General features: G+C 29.0%; 15 protein-coding genes and 2 tRNA genes. 15 read left to right on the forward strand and 2 right to left on the reverse strand.

Translation table 4 applies throughout. The features are described 5' to 3' along the window. Positions 1-39 precede the first annotated feature (39 nt). Together MHJ_RS00735 and MHJ_RS00740 are read left to right on the forward strand one after the other, a co-directional pair. Positions 40-1494, forward strand: a complete 1455-nt coding sequence (locus MHJ_RS00735) for a hexose phosphate transporter (protein WP_016340193.1) — start codon at positions 40-42, stop codon at positions 1492-1494. 124 nt (positions 1495-1618) lie between these two features. Continuing rightward, positions 1619-2566 (forward strand): L-lactate dehydrogenase, encoded by a 948-nt coding sequence (locus MHJ_RS00740; protein ID WP_011283934.1) that lies wholly within the window; start codon positions 1619-1621, stop codon positions 2564-2566. A 239-nt stretch (positions 2567-2805) separates the two neighbouring features. On the opposite strand, the gene MHJ_RS00745 is transcribed toward MHJ_RS00740, so the two are convergent. Further along, positions 2806-2889: transfer RNA gene (locus MHJ_RS00745), tRNA-Leu, on the reverse strand. Between the two features lie 57 nt (positions 2890-2946). Here MHJ_RS00745 and MHJ_RS00750 point away from each other — a divergent pair. The 7 genes from MHJ_RS00750 to MHJ_RS00780 all read left to right on the forward strand — a co-directional run bounded on the left by MHJ_RS00750 (position 2947) and on the right by MHJ_RS00780 (position 10758). Further along, positions 2947-5766 (forward strand): DUF31 family protein, encoded by a 2820-nt coding sequence (locus tag MHJ_RS00750; RefSeq protein ID WP_237697229.1) that lies wholly within the window; start codon positions 2947-2949, stop codon positions 5764-5766. 67 nt (positions 5767-5833) lie between these two features. Beyond that, positions 5834-6919 carry a peptide chain release factor 1 gene (prfA, locus tag MHJ_RS00755; RefSeq protein WP_011283936.1) on the forward strand — a complete coding sequence of 362 codons (1086 nt, stop codon included), beginning with the start codon at positions 5834-5836 and terminating at the stop codon, positions 6917-6919. Continuing rightward, a complete protein-coding gene (locus tag MHJ_RS00760; protein ID WP_020835579.1) occupies positions 6906-7622 on the forward strand; it encodes a peptide chain release factor N(5)-glutamine methyltransferase in 717 nt (238 codons plus the stop codon). The genes prfA and MHJ_RS00760 overlap by 14 nt, the downstream gene beginning before the upstream one ends. A 60-nt stretch (positions 7623-7682) precedes the next feature. Then, on the forward strand, positions 7683-9086 hold the full coding sequence (gene gltX / locus MHJ_RS00765) for a glutamate--tRNA ligase (protein WP_044284591.1): 1404 nt from the start codon (positions 7683-7685) through the stop codon (positions 9084-9086). Beyond that, a complete protein-coding gene (locus MHJ_RS00770; protein WP_044284592.1) occupies positions 9077-9496 on the forward strand; it encodes a hypothetical protein in 420 nt (139 codons plus the stop codon). Before gltX ends, MHJ_RS00770 begins: the two co-directional genes overlap by 10 nt. Continuing rightward, the gene (locus MHJ_RS00775; protein ID WP_044284593.1) at positions 9489-10013 is read left to right on the forward strand and encodes a tRNA (cytidine(34)-2'-O)-methyltransferase; all 525 of its coding nucleotides are present in this window, start codon (positions 9489-9491) and stop codon (positions 10011-10013) included. The genes MHJ_RS00770 and MHJ_RS00775 overlap by 8 nt, the downstream gene beginning before the upstream one ends. Continuing rightward, positions 10000-10758, forward strand: coding sequence for a TrmH family RNA methyltransferase (locus tag MHJ_RS00780; protein ID WP_081430763.1), 759 nt, complete (start codon positions 10000-10002; stop codon positions 10756-10758). Before MHJ_RS00775 ends, MHJ_RS00780 begins: the two co-directional genes overlap by 14 nt. A 6-nt stretch (positions 10759-10764) precedes the next feature. Here MHJ_RS00780 and MHJ_RS00785 read toward each other — a convergent pair. After that, positions 10765-10839: transfer RNA gene (locus tag MHJ_RS00785), tRNA-Trp, on the reverse strand. Between the two features lie 58 nt (positions 10840-10897). Here MHJ_RS00785 and MHJ_RS00790 point away from each other — a divergent pair. The 6 genes from MHJ_RS00790 (at position 10898) to MHJ_RS03785 (ending at position 16300) form a co-directional block, all read left to right on the forward strand. Next, the gene (locus MHJ_RS00790; protein ID WP_044272343.1) at positions 10898-11503 is read left to right on the forward strand and encodes a chromate transporter; all 606 of its coding nucleotides are present in this window, start codon (positions 10898-10900) and stop codon (positions 11501-11503) included. Further along, positions 11487-12137 (forward strand): chromate transporter, encoded by a 651-nt coding sequence (locus tag MHJ_RS00795; RefSeq protein WP_011283943.1) that lies wholly within the window; start codon positions 11487-11489, stop codon positions 12135-12137. The genes MHJ_RS00790 and MHJ_RS00795 overlap by 17 nt, the downstream gene beginning before the upstream one ends. A 9-nt stretch (positions 12138-12146) precedes the next feature. Next, positions 12147-12959 carry an MAGa7180 family putative nuclease gene (locus MHJ_RS00800; protein WP_011283944.1) on the forward strand — a complete coding sequence of 271 codons (813 nt, stop codon included), beginning with the start codon at positions 12147-12149 and terminating at the stop codon, positions 12957-12959. A 15-nt stretch (positions 12960-12974) separates the two neighbouring features. Then, a complete protein-coding gene (locus MHJ_RS00805) occupies positions 12975-14210 on the forward strand; it encodes an Hsp33 family molecular chaperone HslO (protein ID WP_011206071.1) in 1236 nt (411 codons plus the stop codon). A 195-nt stretch (positions 14211-14405) separates the two neighbouring features. Beyond that, complete coding sequence (gene tig, locus MHJ_RS00810; protein WP_044284594.1) at positions 14406-15803, forward strand: trigger factor; 1398 nt, start codon at positions 14406-14408, stop codon at positions 15801-15803. A 74-nt stretch (positions 15804-15877) separates the two neighbouring features. Continuing rightward, positions 15878-16300 (forward strand): hypothetical protein, encoded by a 423-nt coding sequence (locus MHJ_RS03785; RefSeq protein WP_044284595.1) that lies wholly within the window; start codon positions 15878-15880, stop codon positions 16298-16300. Positions 16301-16369 lie beyond the last annotated feature (69 nt).

Here is a 16369-nt window from a genome sequence, read left to right on the forward strand (position 1 = left end):
TGTAATTAAATGTTAGAATTTTAAGAAATCATAAATTATATGAAAAAAAATTTTATTTTAAACTTCGCGACAAAAAACGTAAAAGAAAAAAAATTAAGCTTTGGAGTTGGAATAACTTTATGAGCTTTAATCGTTTTTGCTTATATGATTTTTGTAATGAATTGAGGTTTTGCCTCTGCCGGACTTAACGGTAAAGCGGGAATAAGTGGTTATTTAGGTCACTTTTTTCCAAATGCTAATGAAGCCCCAGGAACCGTTGTAAATCAAGCAGTTAACTGGGGTATCACAATTGGTCGTGGAATTGGATCAGTTCTTGTTGGTTGATTAATTGTGAAAATTTCGCATAAATATACAGTAATTTTGTCTTTATTTTTTATGCTTTTTGGAATTATTGCCCCTTATTCACCAACTTATGCCGGGTTTATAATTCTTAGAACAATTTTTGCAATTGGCGGAACAATGCAGATTATTTTAATTCAACCAGTTGTCTCAAATTATTTAAATCAAAGGCAAAAAGCTGTTATTTCACAGTTTTCCCCTTTTTTTTATCCAATTGGAACAATAATTACGCTTATTCCTTTTGCAGGAATTATTGGTCAAGAGGCTCAGGAAGCTTTTCGTGATAATTGACAAATTGTCTTTTTAGTTATCGGGCTTCTTACCTTAATTCCATTAATTGGATATATCATTTTAGGTACTAAATTTGATCTTTATCCTTCAAATATAGAAAAAAGAAACAAACAGGAAAAACTGAGTTTAGCTACATTTTTCAAACAAAAAGATACTTGATATTGAACAATTTTATATGGTTCATGACTTGTGGCAGTCGTTTTTCCTTTTACTTTTTCAAAACCAATTTTTCATCGGTTAATAGGTGATAGTGATGGAACTTTTAATGATAAAATTTCTGTTTTTCTAATCTTCTTTCTAGCAGGAATGTTTCTTGGACCTTTTACAATCGGACTTTTATCCAAATATCAGCTACAAAGACGTAAATATATATCAACAATTATAACTCTTGGCGTATTTTTTTATGTGCTTGCAACTGTTGTTTTTGTTTTAAAAGTTGGAAAAAATTATGAATATGCAAAATCTTATACGGATGGTTGAACTTGATTGTTCTTATTTTTGGGCCTTTTTATGGGAATTTGTCTTTGAGGAATTCAAGGTGTTATGCTAAATTTACCTCATGAATATAAAGGCTCAAACCCTTACCGTGTTGGTTTTCAGTTCGGTCTAATTTGGGGTCTTGGCTATACCGCTTTTACAATCGCAACGATTATTACATCATTAGTTAACACGCCACCAGGAATTGATCTAAAAAAATTAGAACTAAATAATGTCGATGGTTATGCTCTTGGAGCTTATATTCTCATTATTATTTTCTCACTTGTTTCTTCAATTGGTTTAGCCCTTTTAAAGGAACCAAATCCAGAATATAAAAAATTATTAAAAATACGTAGTTTTTCTGAAATTGAACGAATCAAAAAATAAAAAAAATTTCATTTTTGATTCGTTTTAATTAAAAATAAGAAAAAAATTATCATTACTTGTTTTTAATTAAAAAAAATTAAATCTATCAATGAAAAAATTTAACAAAAAAGGAGAAATCAAACTTATGAAACCTATTAAAATAGCTCTAATTGGTGCTGGAAATGTCGGAAATTCCTTCCTTTATGCAGCAATGAATCAAGGACTTGCATCCGAGTATGGAATTATTGATATTAATCCTGATTTTGCCGATGGTAATGCTTTTGATTTTGAAGATGCCTCAGCTTCTTTGCCTTTTCCGATTAGTGTCTCCCGTTATGAATATAAAGATCTAAAAGATGCTGATTTTATTGTAATTACAGCGGGAAGACCACAAAAACCGGGTGAAACTCGGCTTGAATTAGTAGCTGATAACATCCGAATTATCCGGGAAATTGCACTAAAAGTCAAAGAAAGTGGCTTTAGTGGAATAAGTATTATTGTTGCTAATCCTGTTGATATAATTACAAGGGCTTACCGGGATGCATCTGGATTTTCCGATCAAAAAGTTATCGGTAGTGGAACTGTTTTAGATACAGCAAGGCTTCAATTTGCAATCGCAAAAAGAGCAAAAGTATCGCCTAATTCGGTTCAGGCCTACGTGATGGGTGAACATGGTGATTCATCTTTTGTTGCTTATTCAAATATTAAAATTGCCGGTGAATGTTTCTGTGCTTATTCTAAACTAACCGGAATTGATAGCTCAAATTACGAAAAAGAACTTGAATATCCAGTTTCTCGCCGGGCTTATGAAATTATTAATCGTAAAAGGGCAACATTTTATGGAATTGGTGCAGCTATTGCCAAAATAGTTTCTAATATTATCAAAGATACAAAAAATATTATGATTGCCGGAGCAAATTTACGAGGAGAATACGGATTTCACGGAGTAAATATCGGAGTTCCAGTTGTTTTAGGAGCAAACGGAATTGAAAAAATTATTGAGATTAGTCTTAATGATAAAGAAAAAGAAAAATTTGCCAAATCAGTTGCAATCATTGATAAAATTTATCAGGATGCAATTAAAAATATTTAATTTTTTAGGAAAAACAGTTTAAAAATCTCTCTATAAATTTAATATTTTTATCCTATGATTTTAAAAAAGTACTATAAATTTATAGTACTTTTTTAATTTTTAGCAAAAAAATTAAAGCTTAAAAATCTTTATTTTTTCAAGGCTAAATTTGAGCTTGGAAAAAATAAAATTAACCCTTTTTTAATTTTTCTTATTTATATAATTTAAAAAAAATTAAAAAAAGGTTATAAAAATTATTTTGGTGGCTCATATCGGACTCGAACCGATACGCATTGCTGCAGCAGGTTTTGAGTCTGCCGTGTCTACCATTCCACCAATGAGCCTTTGTGAAAATCAAAAAAAATATCAAATTTAACTTAAATTATATTATAATTATACCAATGATGGCTAAAAAAGAAAAGAAAACTTGAAAAAAATTTTTATTTAGAATTATACCGCTACTAACAGCGCCATTTTTTTTGACTGCTATAGGTTGCACGCCTTTTGGAGCGGTCAAAAAAATAGGTGGATTAGTTGCCGAGATTGGCGAAAATAATCCTTGAGATCAAGAACTAAATCCTAAAAAACCACTAGATTCAATTATTAGTGGGCGAATTAGGTCAAGATTTGAAAAAATTAAGGCATCTGAATTTTTAAAACAAATAACTTTCTTAAATAATGAAAATAGTCTAAATGAAATTAATTCACAAATTGCTAAGGAAAAAGGTAAGCTTTTAAATTCAGCAATTCTTTGAAGTTTTATTCCGGGAGTCGATAATTATGACCTTAATAAAAAATTTGATATCCAAATTAAGGCTGATCCTAATTCGGTAAATGATGATTATGGGGCCATTAAAATTAAGGTTGATGCTTTCGAAAAAGGTTCAGACCGGTTAGTTCAAAGCAAAAATTTTCTCATTTCGGGATTTAAGACAGAAATAACCGGAATTTTTGCATATAAACAGCGAATTGCAACAGCTTTTCAGAATATTAATACCCTAACTTTAAAAGATGAAAAAAATTTTGATGTTAATAAACTTGATTCTAATGCAGATATTTGGGATTTTTTAAATCTCCCATCCAATTTTGAAAAATTGGATATTAACAAGTTGCGAAATTCTGATCAATTTGATGTACCTGAATCTGATGTCTCAGCGCCTAATATTGCCAAAATTGCCAAAAATCCTTACCGTTTAAGGGTCAAAAATTTCTATTATCTAAAAGCTACCATTCTAAAAAATTCCTATGATAAAAACACTGGTGAAATCGATGTAATTTTATCAATTTATCATGATTCTTTTAATAATTATGTCTCAAAAATTGTAAAATTAAAGACCAAAGCAAACCCTGGATTTAATAAATTAACCGAAAATAAAAGCTTTAAATTAAAAGAAAAATATGCGAATTTTTTACCTTCTTTTCTTATAAATTCTCACATAAATCAGAGTCAATCACTAGCTGAATTTATTAATTTTGGTGATTTTAACTATCAAAATTATGATATTAAAATTGTTCCTTCGCTTGCAAATGACCAAAATGGTGATTTTTATATTATTTTAAATAAAAAAGAAACTAGTCTAACTTCTGGATCAATCAGTCCGGGTCAGGTAATTAAAGTTGAAGGTTTTAATTCCTATGATAAAATTTTTTCAAGTGAGGAATTTACTAGGGAAATTGACTTTGACTATCTTGATTCTTGATATAAATTACCAAAAACAGCCGATCTTGCTGAAAAACTACAGAGTATTTCCGAAAGTTTAAATTCTTCAAGTGATTCACTTTTATGACCGCTTTTTGGCAAAGCAGTAGAAAAAGCGCTTTCATCAGAGGAATTATTTAAAAACACTAATAATTTGAAAAGTTTTGAAAAATTTAACTATAAATTTGCCTCATTAGTTGATTTTAAAATTGATGAGACTGGTATTAGTTTCTATTTTGGAAATTCACTTCAGGATTATTATCAAGTAAAAATTAAATTTAGCCAAAAAACTGAAAGTAAAAATATTATCGCTGATTTTGGGGCAAAAGTTCTTGAAAAAGATTCAATAAATAGCTCGCTTCGTGCAAGATCGCTTGTAATTCAACTCCGTTCGAATGAATATGATCGCCAAACAAAAACAAATACAAGCAAAATTACATCAGGAACCGCTTGAGTTTTTGATCGAAAATTAAAAAAAGACCCAAAGAATCCAGGAAAATTTCTACCAACAAATACTTATTATTTAGCGACAAATTTACACGTTATTGCTGATTTACTCAATAAACCTGACCAAGTTTATTCATTTTCATACCTCCTTGATGGCAGCCTTAAAAATCTTGATACAATCAGTTTTGATGATACAAATTTATTCCGTCGTTTTGATCGTGTTGCAAAAACTGCAAATAAAAAAGATTATCTAGGACCTGAAGGTTTTCAGTATATCACTAGTGAATCAAAGAAATTTTGGGAAAATTTAAAAATTAATCCAATCGGGCTTAATATGCCTGACAAGGATAAATTCCGTGATTTTGCAATCATCGAAATTACTTTTCCAGAAGATAAAGTCAAAAAAAATTCTTTTAATTTCGGCATCCCTTTTCTTGATCTTGATTTTTTTGGTCAACCTTCATATATAAAAAATATTCCTGATGCAGTTAAAAATTATCAAAAATCGCCGCTTGATTTTTTAGTTACTGATAAATTAGTGCCTAATTTTACAAAGGCAACCCAAGAAAAAATTACAGACAAAATCAAAAAAGCACTACCCTTACATGCTTATTTAGGTGGATTTTTAGGTGGATTTACTTGAATTACCGACAACAAAAATGCATTTATTACAACTAATGGAATTCTTAAAGAAACTGATTTTCGCCAGGAGGATTCAATAAAAAAATTTCAAGGGGCCAACTCAATTTCGCTCCCTGGTCTTCGTGGTGGTCATGGAATGTCGGGTTCGCTTGTAGTCAATGAATATAATCAAGTTCTTGGAATTTTTTGGGGCGGATATTTCCCGCCAACTTTACCTGGTCAAAACCAGCTTGTAAAAGGAATTGGCCAATTTGATCCAATTGGTCTAAAAACTGACTCAAATCCGACAATTTTAGCAAAATGACTCGCACAGACTCAGGATATCCAACCGATCTTGATGCAAGACAGGAAAAAGTTTTTAGCCTTGAGGATCCAAAAGAACTCGAAAAACTCGCACATTCAGCAAGGTGAATCAAATTTGATAATTTCATAGAAAAAGAAAATTCAAACATTTAGTTTTGGCTTTTAAAAAAACAAAACTAAATGTTTTTTAACTAATTATGGAAAAAAAAATGTTTAATTCTCTGATGAAAATTCATCAGAAGTATCAGGATTTAAAGCAACTTTTAGAAACAGATCAGATCCTTAATGACCAAAAACAGTATCTACAGATTGCAAAGGAGATTGCTAGTATTAGTGAAATTATTGAAGTTTTTCAAAAATTTCTTGATGATCAAAAAGTTCTTGAAGATGCAAAAACTATTTTAATTCAGGAAGATGATCCAGAATTAATCCAGCTTGCAAAAGTAGAAATTGCAACTATGAGCAAGAACATCGAAGAATATGAAAAAAAATTGTTAATTTTAATGCTCCCAAAAGATAAAAATGACGAAAAGGACGTAATTGTTGAGATCCGCGGGGCGGCTGGCGGCGATGAGGCAAACATTTTTGTCGGCGATCTTTTTAAGATGTATCATAAATGAGCTGATTCCCAAAAAGCAAAAGTAAAAGTTTTAAGCTCCTCACTTGCTTTAGCAGGCGGGTTTAGTCAAATTATTTTTCAAATTTCAGGTCAAAAAATTTACTCAAAACTAAAATTTGAATCTGGAGTTCACCGGGTTCAAAGAGTTCCTGCAACTGAAACAATGGGGCGAATTCATACCTCAACTGCAACAGTTACGGTTATGCCAAAAATTGATGAAAAAATTGAGATTGAAATTAACCCTTCTGATCTAAAAATTGATACCTATCGATCTTCAGGAGCAGGGGGTCAATCGGTAAATACAACGGATTCAGCCGTCCGGATAACCCATATTCCCACCGGTATTGTCGTAACTTCACAGGATGAAAGATCGCAAATTGGGAATAAAGAGATTGCAATGGGAATTCTCAAGTCCAAAATTTATAATCTTGAACTGCAAAAACAACAGCAAAAACAGTCAGATTTTCGTAAATTAGCAGGTTCAGGAGCTCGTTCTGAAAAAATTAGAACTTATAATTATCCCCAAGATCGACTAACAGACCATCGAATTAATTTTTCTACCTCACTAAAACCAATAATTCAAGGGAGCCTAAATCCAATAATTGAAGCCTTACTTGCCCAAGAAAAAACGGAACTAATTCTACAAAATTATGCTAATAAATAAGCGCAAATTAGAACTTTTAAAAGAAAAACAACGATATAATTTACCTCTTAAGATCTCAAAATTGGAAAATTTAAAGTTAGAACTGGACTATCCGATCCAAAAAATTATTGGATTTATTGAAATGGAAGGCGTTAAAATTTTCCTTGATCAAAAAGTTTTTATCCCGCGTTATGAAACCCAGGAATTAATTCTTAAAATAAAAAAAGTAATAAAAAAAGGTGATTTGGTCCTTGATTTATGTTCTGGATCAGGTTTTATCGGTCTTGCGCTTGCTAAATTTATTAATGCAAAAATAACTCTGGCAGATATAAGTGATGAGGCAATTCTTCAGGCAAAGCTTAATGCAAAATATAATAATTTAGAGCTAAATATCATAAAATCCGACCTTTTTGCGAATATTCCTGAGCAAAAATTTAATATAATAGTTGCAAATCCACCTTATTTAAAAGAGGAAAAACTAGCTAATTCAGTGCTTAATTTTGAACCAAAAACCGCCTTGTTTGCATGGCCTGAGCCTTTTTCATTCTATGAAAAAATTCTTGAAAAAATTGATAATTTTTTAGCCGACGATGGTTGAATTTTTTTTGAAATTGACTATAATAGTCAAGATTTTTTCAAGAAAAACTACCCTGATTTTATAATTGAAAAAGATATAAATGGGAAAACAAGATTTGCTTACTGACAAAAAACGGCAAAAAAGTAAAGAATTTATAACATTTTTTAAAAATTAGTTTTTAAAAAATTTGACTTTGAAAGGAATTTAATGAAAATAAGAACTCGCTATGCTCCTTCACCGACCGGATTTTTACACATTGGTGGGGCCAGAACTGCGCTTTTTAACTACCTTTTTGCAAAACATCATAACGGGGATTTTATTTTACGGATCGAAGACAGTGATAATTCACGAAATATCAAAGATGGAGAAAAGTCGCAGATCGAAAATCTTTTATGACTTGGGATAATTCCGGATGAAAAACCGGGTTCAGAAACAAAATTTGGGCCTTATCGTCAGTCAGAAAAATTAGAACGCTACCAAAAATTAGCCCAAGAACTTATAAAAAAAGGTTTTGCCTACTATGCTTTTGATAATCAAGAAGAGCTTAAACTTCAAAAAAAAGAACAAATTGCAAAAGGGATTTTTAGTTTCCGTTATGATCAAAACTGACTAAAAATTTCAGATCAAGAAAAACAAAAACGCTTAAAAAACAAGCATTTTGTAATCCGATTTAAGGTTGATAAGGCCAAAAACTTTTGCTGAAATGACCTAGTTCGCGGACAAATTTGCTTTGAAGGAAGTGCAATTAGTGACTGAGTAATTATAAAATCCGATGGTTTTCCTACTTATAATTTTGCTGTTGTAGTTGATGATTTTGATATGGAAATAAGTCATATTTTTAGAGGTGAAGAACATATTTCAAATACCCCAAAACAAATTGGAATATATCAGGCTTTTAATTGAAAAACTCCTAAATTCGGGCATCTTACAATAATTACTGACAAAAATGGCAAAAAACTGTCAAAACGTGATAAAAATTTGTTCCAATTTATAGAGGATTACAAAAATCAAGGTTATCATAGCGAGGCATTTTTTAATTTTCTAGCACTTTTAGGATGAACAAGTCCTGATTCACAAGAGTTTTTTGACCATAAAAGTCTAATTAAGGCGTTTGATTATAAAAGACTTTCAAAGGCGCCTTCTCATTTTGATATTGAAAAATTAAATTGATTTTCAAAATCATATATTTCTAAAATGCCAGTTGATAAAATTCTTGAAAATTTAGAACTCTCTGATAATCAAATTTGAAACCGATTTTTTGTTGAAACTTTTCAAAAGAGTAGTATAAAATATGCTGACTTTTACAAAAATTTTGAATTTTTTCATAGACCAAAACAAGAGATGGATGAAAAAATGTTAGAAATTTTTGAAAAACTCGACAAAAAACCGGTTAAAATTTTTGCCAGCAAAATTGATTATCAAAATTGAGATTATACAAAAATTAATGATTTAATCAAAGAAATTGGACAAAAACTTGAAATTACAGGTAAAAATTTGCTTCTTCCAATCAGACTTGCAACAACTTTTACAAACTCAGGACCAGAATTGGCAAGAGCAATTTGGCTTTTAGGAAAAAAGATAATTGAAAAAAGACTATTAAAATGAAAGTAAAATTTTTTTCAGGCATTAATCTAGATAGTAAAATTGAAAAAATAATTGAATTTATTAGCCCAATTACTGTCACAAAAGAAAAAATAAATAATTCGGAAATGCTTGTCTATGAAACTTTAAACCCCGAAAATAACACTATGATAAGGCTTGAAATTTTAGATGAAAATTTAACTGTATTTTCCGGGGAAAATACTTTATTTTTTGAACTAAATAAGGAAGTGGACAATGTTTTTTTTAATAATGGAACCGAAGTGATGGTTAGTACTTTTTTGAAAAAATTTGAGCATAGCTCAAATTTAATTTTGCTTGAATATGATTTTTTTCTAAAAGGAAATAATAATAATAATAATAATAATAATAATAATAAAATTGCCACTTATATAACAAATATGGAACTAATAAATGATTAATATTGTTTTATTTCAACCCGAAATTGGCCCTAATACCGGCAATATAATTCGTTCTTGTTTTGTTGCTGGACTAAAACTGCATATTATTATGCCGATTGCCTTTGATTTAGAGCCAAAACACTTAAAAAGACCGGCTGCGGGAATTTTATTATCTGAGATTGAGCATGAGATACATAAAAATTGGCAAAATTTTTCTGAAAAATACGGTCAAAAAAATCTATTTTTTATTACCCGTTATGGCCAAAAATTGTACACTGAAGTTGATTTTTACACTGAAATCGAAACAAAAAAAGATATTTTTTTTGTTTTTGGCCGTGAATCTACCGGCATTCCAATTGAAATTTTGAAAAAAAACAAAGAAAAATGCCTCAGAATACCAATGATCGCGAAAGCTCGTTCATTAAATTTAGCAAACACAGTTGTAATTATAGCATATGAATTCCACAGACAATTAAATTTCAAAAAATTATCACGATTCGAGGTACAAAAAGGAACAAATTATCTTGATGAAAATTAAAAAAATTACTTCTTATAATAACCCAATTATAAAAGAAATAGGTAAATTAAAATTAAAAAAATACCGTAATTTATGAAATAAATTTGTAGTAGAAGGTGAAAAAGATATTGAATCAGCTATCAATGCAGGTTTAGTTTTGAGAATTCTTACAACAAAAAATAATGTTGAAAAGTACCAAAAAGTTAATGTTGATGTGGTAATAGTTTCTCAAAAAATTCTTGAAAAATTATCCCAGCACAAAAGTCCATCAGAAGTAATCGCAGTTTGTAAATCAAAAAAACAACGTAAAATAAAGGATTTTTTAGACTCAAAACGACTTGTAATTCTTGAAAATATTCAAAATCCGGGAAATTTAGGAACAATTATTCGAAATTGTTATAGCTTCGGTTTTGACCTTGTTTATTCAGGTGTTGATCTTTATAATGTTAAAACAATTTCTGCCTCTAAAGGCGCGATTTTTATGGCAAATATTTACTTTTTAAAAAATATTTCAGATTTTTTTAAATTTGGGCCAAAACAAGAAATTATTATCAGCTCACTTGAAAAAGATGCTCAAAATCTTATGGATTTTAAAGTAATTCCAGAAAAATCATATACAATAATTTTTGGAAATGAAGGTAAAGGAGTCTCAAAAAAACTAAATAAACTAGCGGATAAAAAAATTTATATACCCATAAATTTTGAATCATTAAATATTGCGAGCGCGAATGCAATTTTTTGCCATTTTTTTCAATTAAAAAAATAAAAAAAATGGCAGAGGTGACAGGAGTCGAACCCGCAACATACGGGGTTGAAGCCCGTTGTTCTACCATTGAACTACACCTCTAAACCAAAAATTAATTATACCACATTTTTTAAAAAATAATATAAAATTTAACTAAATTATGAATTTAAATTCAACTAAAACATCAAAAATTAAAGATTTTTTTATTTTTTTATGATTTATTATTAAAATTTCACTAATTTCTTTTGGCGGCGGAAATGCGTTAATGCCAATCATTTACAACCAAGTTGTTACAAAAAAACAATGGATTTCAAAGTCTGATTTTGATCAAGGACTAATTTTGACAAATTTACTACCTGGGCCTTCGGTTGTGCAAATGATTTCGCTAATTGCAATTAAGAGATTAGGAAGTTTTTTGGGGGTTATTGTTACAATTTTGGGAATTTTACCCCATATTTTCCTGTTTTTATTGCTTATTTATGTAACAAAATTTCTCCCAGAAAGATATTTTATTATTTTTAATTTGGCTGTTTTTTCTACAATTATTGGTGTTTTATTAGGTTTTTCATATATTTATTGGAAAAATGATAAAAAAAATTTAAATTCGGCTGTTTATTTTAGTATCTTAATTGCTAGTTTTGCCTATTGCTTTTTTGTGCCAAACCCTTATAATCTAGCGCTTGTACCTCTTTTTTGTGTTATTTTTATTTATTTTATCTGATTTTTAATCAAAAAATGGAAGAGAAAAAATGATACTAATAATTAGTTTGGCAATAATCGGGCTTGTTTTAATTAGTCTACTAGTTTTTGGCGGCGGTCAAGTTTTTATGCCTGTTTTTAGCTGGTTTTGAGAACAACTAGCTCACCTGGGTCTAAAAATTGATCAGGAACAAATTAGTCAAATTTTTACTATTGCTAATTCAACTCCGGGGGTTATCTCACTTAAATTAGCAGGAATTACGGGCTTTTTAATTGGCGATTATGGTGTTTTGGGTTGATTTTTAGCCATTTTTTTTATAATTATTTTTATTTTGCCGGCTATTTTTTTAATAATTTTTTGATTGAGAATTAGCAAAAAAATAGCTATCAAAAACAATGTTTTTTGAATAAATTTGATAAAAATTTTTCGGCCGGTGATTGTCGGAATAATATTAGCACTTGCTTTCCAATTACTTACCAATTTGATTTTTATAAATTATAGTTTTAATTCAAGTAAAGGTTATTTTTTAACAAAAAAAAGCAGTGAATTTTTAGAGGGTTGAAGATTTTGGGTTTTTATTTTTTTTGGGACCTCATGGGCTATAATTGTTTTTATTTCTTACTTAAAGAAAAAAAACATATTTTTACTAATAATTTTAGGAATTATTTTGGCCCTAACTTGCCTTCAACCTTGAATTTAAAGGAGCTTTATGGATTCTACAAGAAAATTTTATCATAAAAAAGACTATTTTATTGACTATGAAAATCAGGTTTTAATTCTTGAAAAATCATTTCATAAAAAACTGTTAAATAAAGAATTTGCTTTTAAAACTGGTTTTAAAAAAATTGGTGGGACTTTAATTGGTGAAGTTCTCGGACTTGATAGTTTTAGCTCACCTTTTCGGGCGTTTATTAAAATCGCAAAACTAGATATGCCGATTTTGGATAGAAAATATATTGATGCTGGAATTGCAATTGAACCACTCGTAATTAAAGCGCTTTCTGATAAATTAAGGCTTGAAATTGAAACTTTCCCACCCGAAAAATTTAATTATGACTATTTTAAAGAAGATTCAATAATTGGCGGAATTCCCGATGGATTTATTCCAAAAACTAATACAATAATTGAAATTAAAACAACTGGTATTAAAAATTTAGAAAAATGAGGCCAAAAAGGGGAAAATTTACCCCAAAAATACATAAAACAAGCACAATTATACTCTTTTTTAAAAAAAGCAAATAAATTTGTAATTGTGGCCACCTTTCTTAAGGACTCAGACTATGAAAATCCTAGTAATTTTCCTATTAAAAAACGGCATATCAAAGCTTATAGTTTTAATGTCAATAGTCAACAAGTTCTTGATGATATCAAAAAAATCAAAGAATGATATAATTATTATACAAAATTAGGAACCTCACCTAAATTTTGCTTAGTTAATGATGCCCAAATTCTTGAATATTTAGCCTGCGAGAATGAGGATCAATGGAAAACTCTTCTGGAAAAATGGCTTAAATCAAATTAGGAAAATTTTTTAATAATGAAATCACAGTCAAAAATTTATCTATATAAAAATGTTTTAATAATTGTCTCTGAAATGAGCCAAATTATAAATGAAGCAATTAAAATTCATCAACTTGATAATATTAACAGTCTAGTTTTGGCAAGTGCAATTAATGTTTTTGGGCCGCTTTCATACCTAATTAAAGAAGAAAAAGGCGGATTTTCAATTAAAATATTCTCTAAAAACTTAGAATCATTAGTGATCGAAACTAACAAAAATGGCCAAATTCGGGCAAGTTTTAACAATAAAAACTACAAAATACCAGATGAATATTTTAAAAAATACAACCCTAACGAGTTAGTAGGTTCATTTGTCGGGAATTCTGGTTTTTTAAAAATTAATAAATTTGGTCAAAAAAATGATTATTCAGGACAAGTGCCATTACAAGTTGGTGATTTTGTCAGTGATTTAGCTTTTTATTTTTATCAATCACAACAAACAAGATCAGCGATAAAAAATTTAATTGAAATTGATCAAAATTTAAAAATCACTAAAGCACAATCATTAATTATTCAACTTTTACCTAATTATTCAGAGAGCGAAATTCAAGAGGTTGAAAGCTGACTAAAAAACAAAAAGATCAAAGATTTTATAGAGTTTTTTGAAAATTTTGAATTAATTGGAAGTAAAAATTGAACTTATTATTGTGGCTGTGATAATAAAAATTTAATTGAAAATTTAAATTTATTTACTGAGAAGGAAGTTGATGATTTAATTAAAAATTACCAAAAAATTGAGTTTGTCTGTAATTTTTGCACAAAAACTCAAAGTTTTACCAAAAAAGATTGAGTTTTTGCCAAAAATCCATTTAGCCTTGCAACTGTTGAATCCTTAACTGGAGGCGCACTTGCAGCTGAAATTGTTAAAACAAAGGGAGCAAGCAAATTTTTTGCCGGTGGAATTGTTTGTTATCAAAATAAAATTAAGGAAAAAATCGGAATTAAGACAGAAAATGGAGTTACTAATGCAAAAACAGCGCTAAAAATGGCTGAATTTGGTCAAAATTTTTTCCAGACTAAATACGTAATCAGTCTAACAGGAAATGCAGGCCCAGAAATTCAAGATGGAAAATTAGGCCAAGTTTTTATTGCTCTCAATGAAAAGGTATGAGAGCTTAATCTTGAAGGTGATCGTTTGAAGATAATTAATGATTGTATTAAATTTGCAGCGGAAAAAATAAATGAAATTAGACCAAATACTATTAAAATTTAAAGATTTATATTATAATATATTTACATTATACTAAATTAAGCAAAAAATAATGATAAAATATAAGTATTTTTATTATTTTTTTTAATTTGAATTAAATTTACTTAATTTAGATTATAATTATACTTATTTTTATTTTTTTACTTAGATTTTGAAAATTAACAAGGTTAACCAAATTAAATTGAGGACGAATTTTTAATGATAAAACGTGAATTTTTACCTGAAAGTGCTGAGCTAAAAATAAAGTTAACTGCAGATTCTAAAAAATGAGCTGAATTCTACCAAAAAGCTGAACAAAAACAGGCAGCAAAAGTTTCTTTACGAGGTTTTCGCAAAGGAAAAGTTCCTCTAGAAAAAGCAAGAGCTTATTTAAATCCGCAAGCTGTTTTTGAGCTTGCCCTCAGAATGTTTCTTCCCGAACTTGAAAAACAGGCGGCAACAAACATAATTGATAGTGACAATGTTATTGAATCACCAATTTTTAACATAGTTAATATGGATAAAAATAATTTAGAAATTGAATTTCTTTATCCGGTTTACCCAGAAATTAAATTGCCTGATTATAAGAACCTTAAAACCAAATTTGCCATTAAAAAAATAACAAAAGAAGATATCGAGCTGCAAAAACAAAAACTTTTGGAAGCAAAAGGAAGGTTTATCGAAGTAAATAGACCTGTAAAAATAGGAGATGTTATTAACTTTAACTTTAAAGGTTTTATTGATGATGAGCCTTTTGATGGCGGTGAAGGAGAAAACTTTGACCTTCGAATAGGTTCTAATAGTTTTATTGCCGGATTTGAGGAACAACTTGTTGGTCTTGAAATCAAAAAAGAGGCCGATATTTATGTAACATTTCCAGAAAATTACCAGGTTCATACCTATGCAAATAAAAAAGCACGTTTTCGCGTAAGGATTAATAAAATAAAGGAAAATCAGCCAGCAAAATTAACAAATGAATTTGTTGCATCACTAAAAATTCAAAATGTTGAAACAATTAGTCAGTTAGAAGTTTATCTAGAAAATCTTACAGAGCGCGAAAATATCGAAAGAGCAAAAATTGATTTCCAAAGAAATGCACTTACTGAAATTGGAGAACAGGTTGAGGTTCCCTTGGCTAAAAAATTAATTAACTTAGAAATTGAGCGACTTAATGAAGTTTTCCATTCAACACTCAAACAACAAGAGATTCCACTTAAAGAATATTTGAAAATCACTAAATTTACTGAAAAAGATATATACGACCAATTCGAAGTAGAAGCAAAAAAATTGCTAAAAAATTCTTTCATTTTCGCCGAAATTGCAAAATTAGAAGGACTTGTGCCAACTCAGCAAGAATATGAAAGCCATGTTGAAAAGTTAGCAAAATTTACTGGAAAATCAGTTCAGGAAATAAGCGAAACTGTTTCTTATAACGAAATTCAGATTAATATCACTAATCAAAAAGTAATTGATAAATTAATCGAGTTCAATCATGAGGCAAAAGATGAGGAAATAGTTAATAAAAACCAAAATGATAACGAAATTGAACAGGATAAAGAACAAAAGGACAACAATGAAGAAAAAATAAAGCAAGAAAATAACTTAGAAAACAAATAAAAAATTAAAATTGTTCTTCTAAACTTTATTTTTTACAAATTTTTAAAAATTAATAAAATCATAAAAGGAGGAATATGTCACGATTTACGCGTTTTTTTTCAACAGTTTTAGCGGTTATAATCGGAAATGTTCTTTTATTTGGGATAATAATCGCTACTTTATATTTTTTATTTAAAAAACAAATAGAAAATTTTAAATTTGATAAAATCACAAAAACAATTAATGAAATCCAGGAAGCAGTTGGGAAATTAGATTCAGCCCAAATAAACAAATTTCAGGAAGGGCTTAATAAATTTACGAGTTTGGATTTTGATGCCTTGAAAAACCAATTCGAATCAGTAAAAACAATACCTTCTAAATTAGACCAAATTCTAAAACAATTACAAGAAATTTCTGAATCACTGAAAAAAGTACAAAATGGCTCTGTATCTCAAGCTGCTCATGCGCTTGTAAATACAAGTATTTTTGAATTTATTAATCGAGTTAAATTTTTATAAATTTTAAAAATAACAGTTTTACAAACCCAATTTATGGAAAAATTTATAAATTGGGTTTTTTTATTAATT

This window comes from Mesomycoplasma hyopneumoniae J (assembly GCF_000008205.1).
Taxonomy (GTDB): Bacteria; Bacillota_I; Bacilli_A; order Mycoplasmatales; family Metamycoplasmataceae; genus Mesomycoplasma; species Mesomycoplasma hyopneumoniae.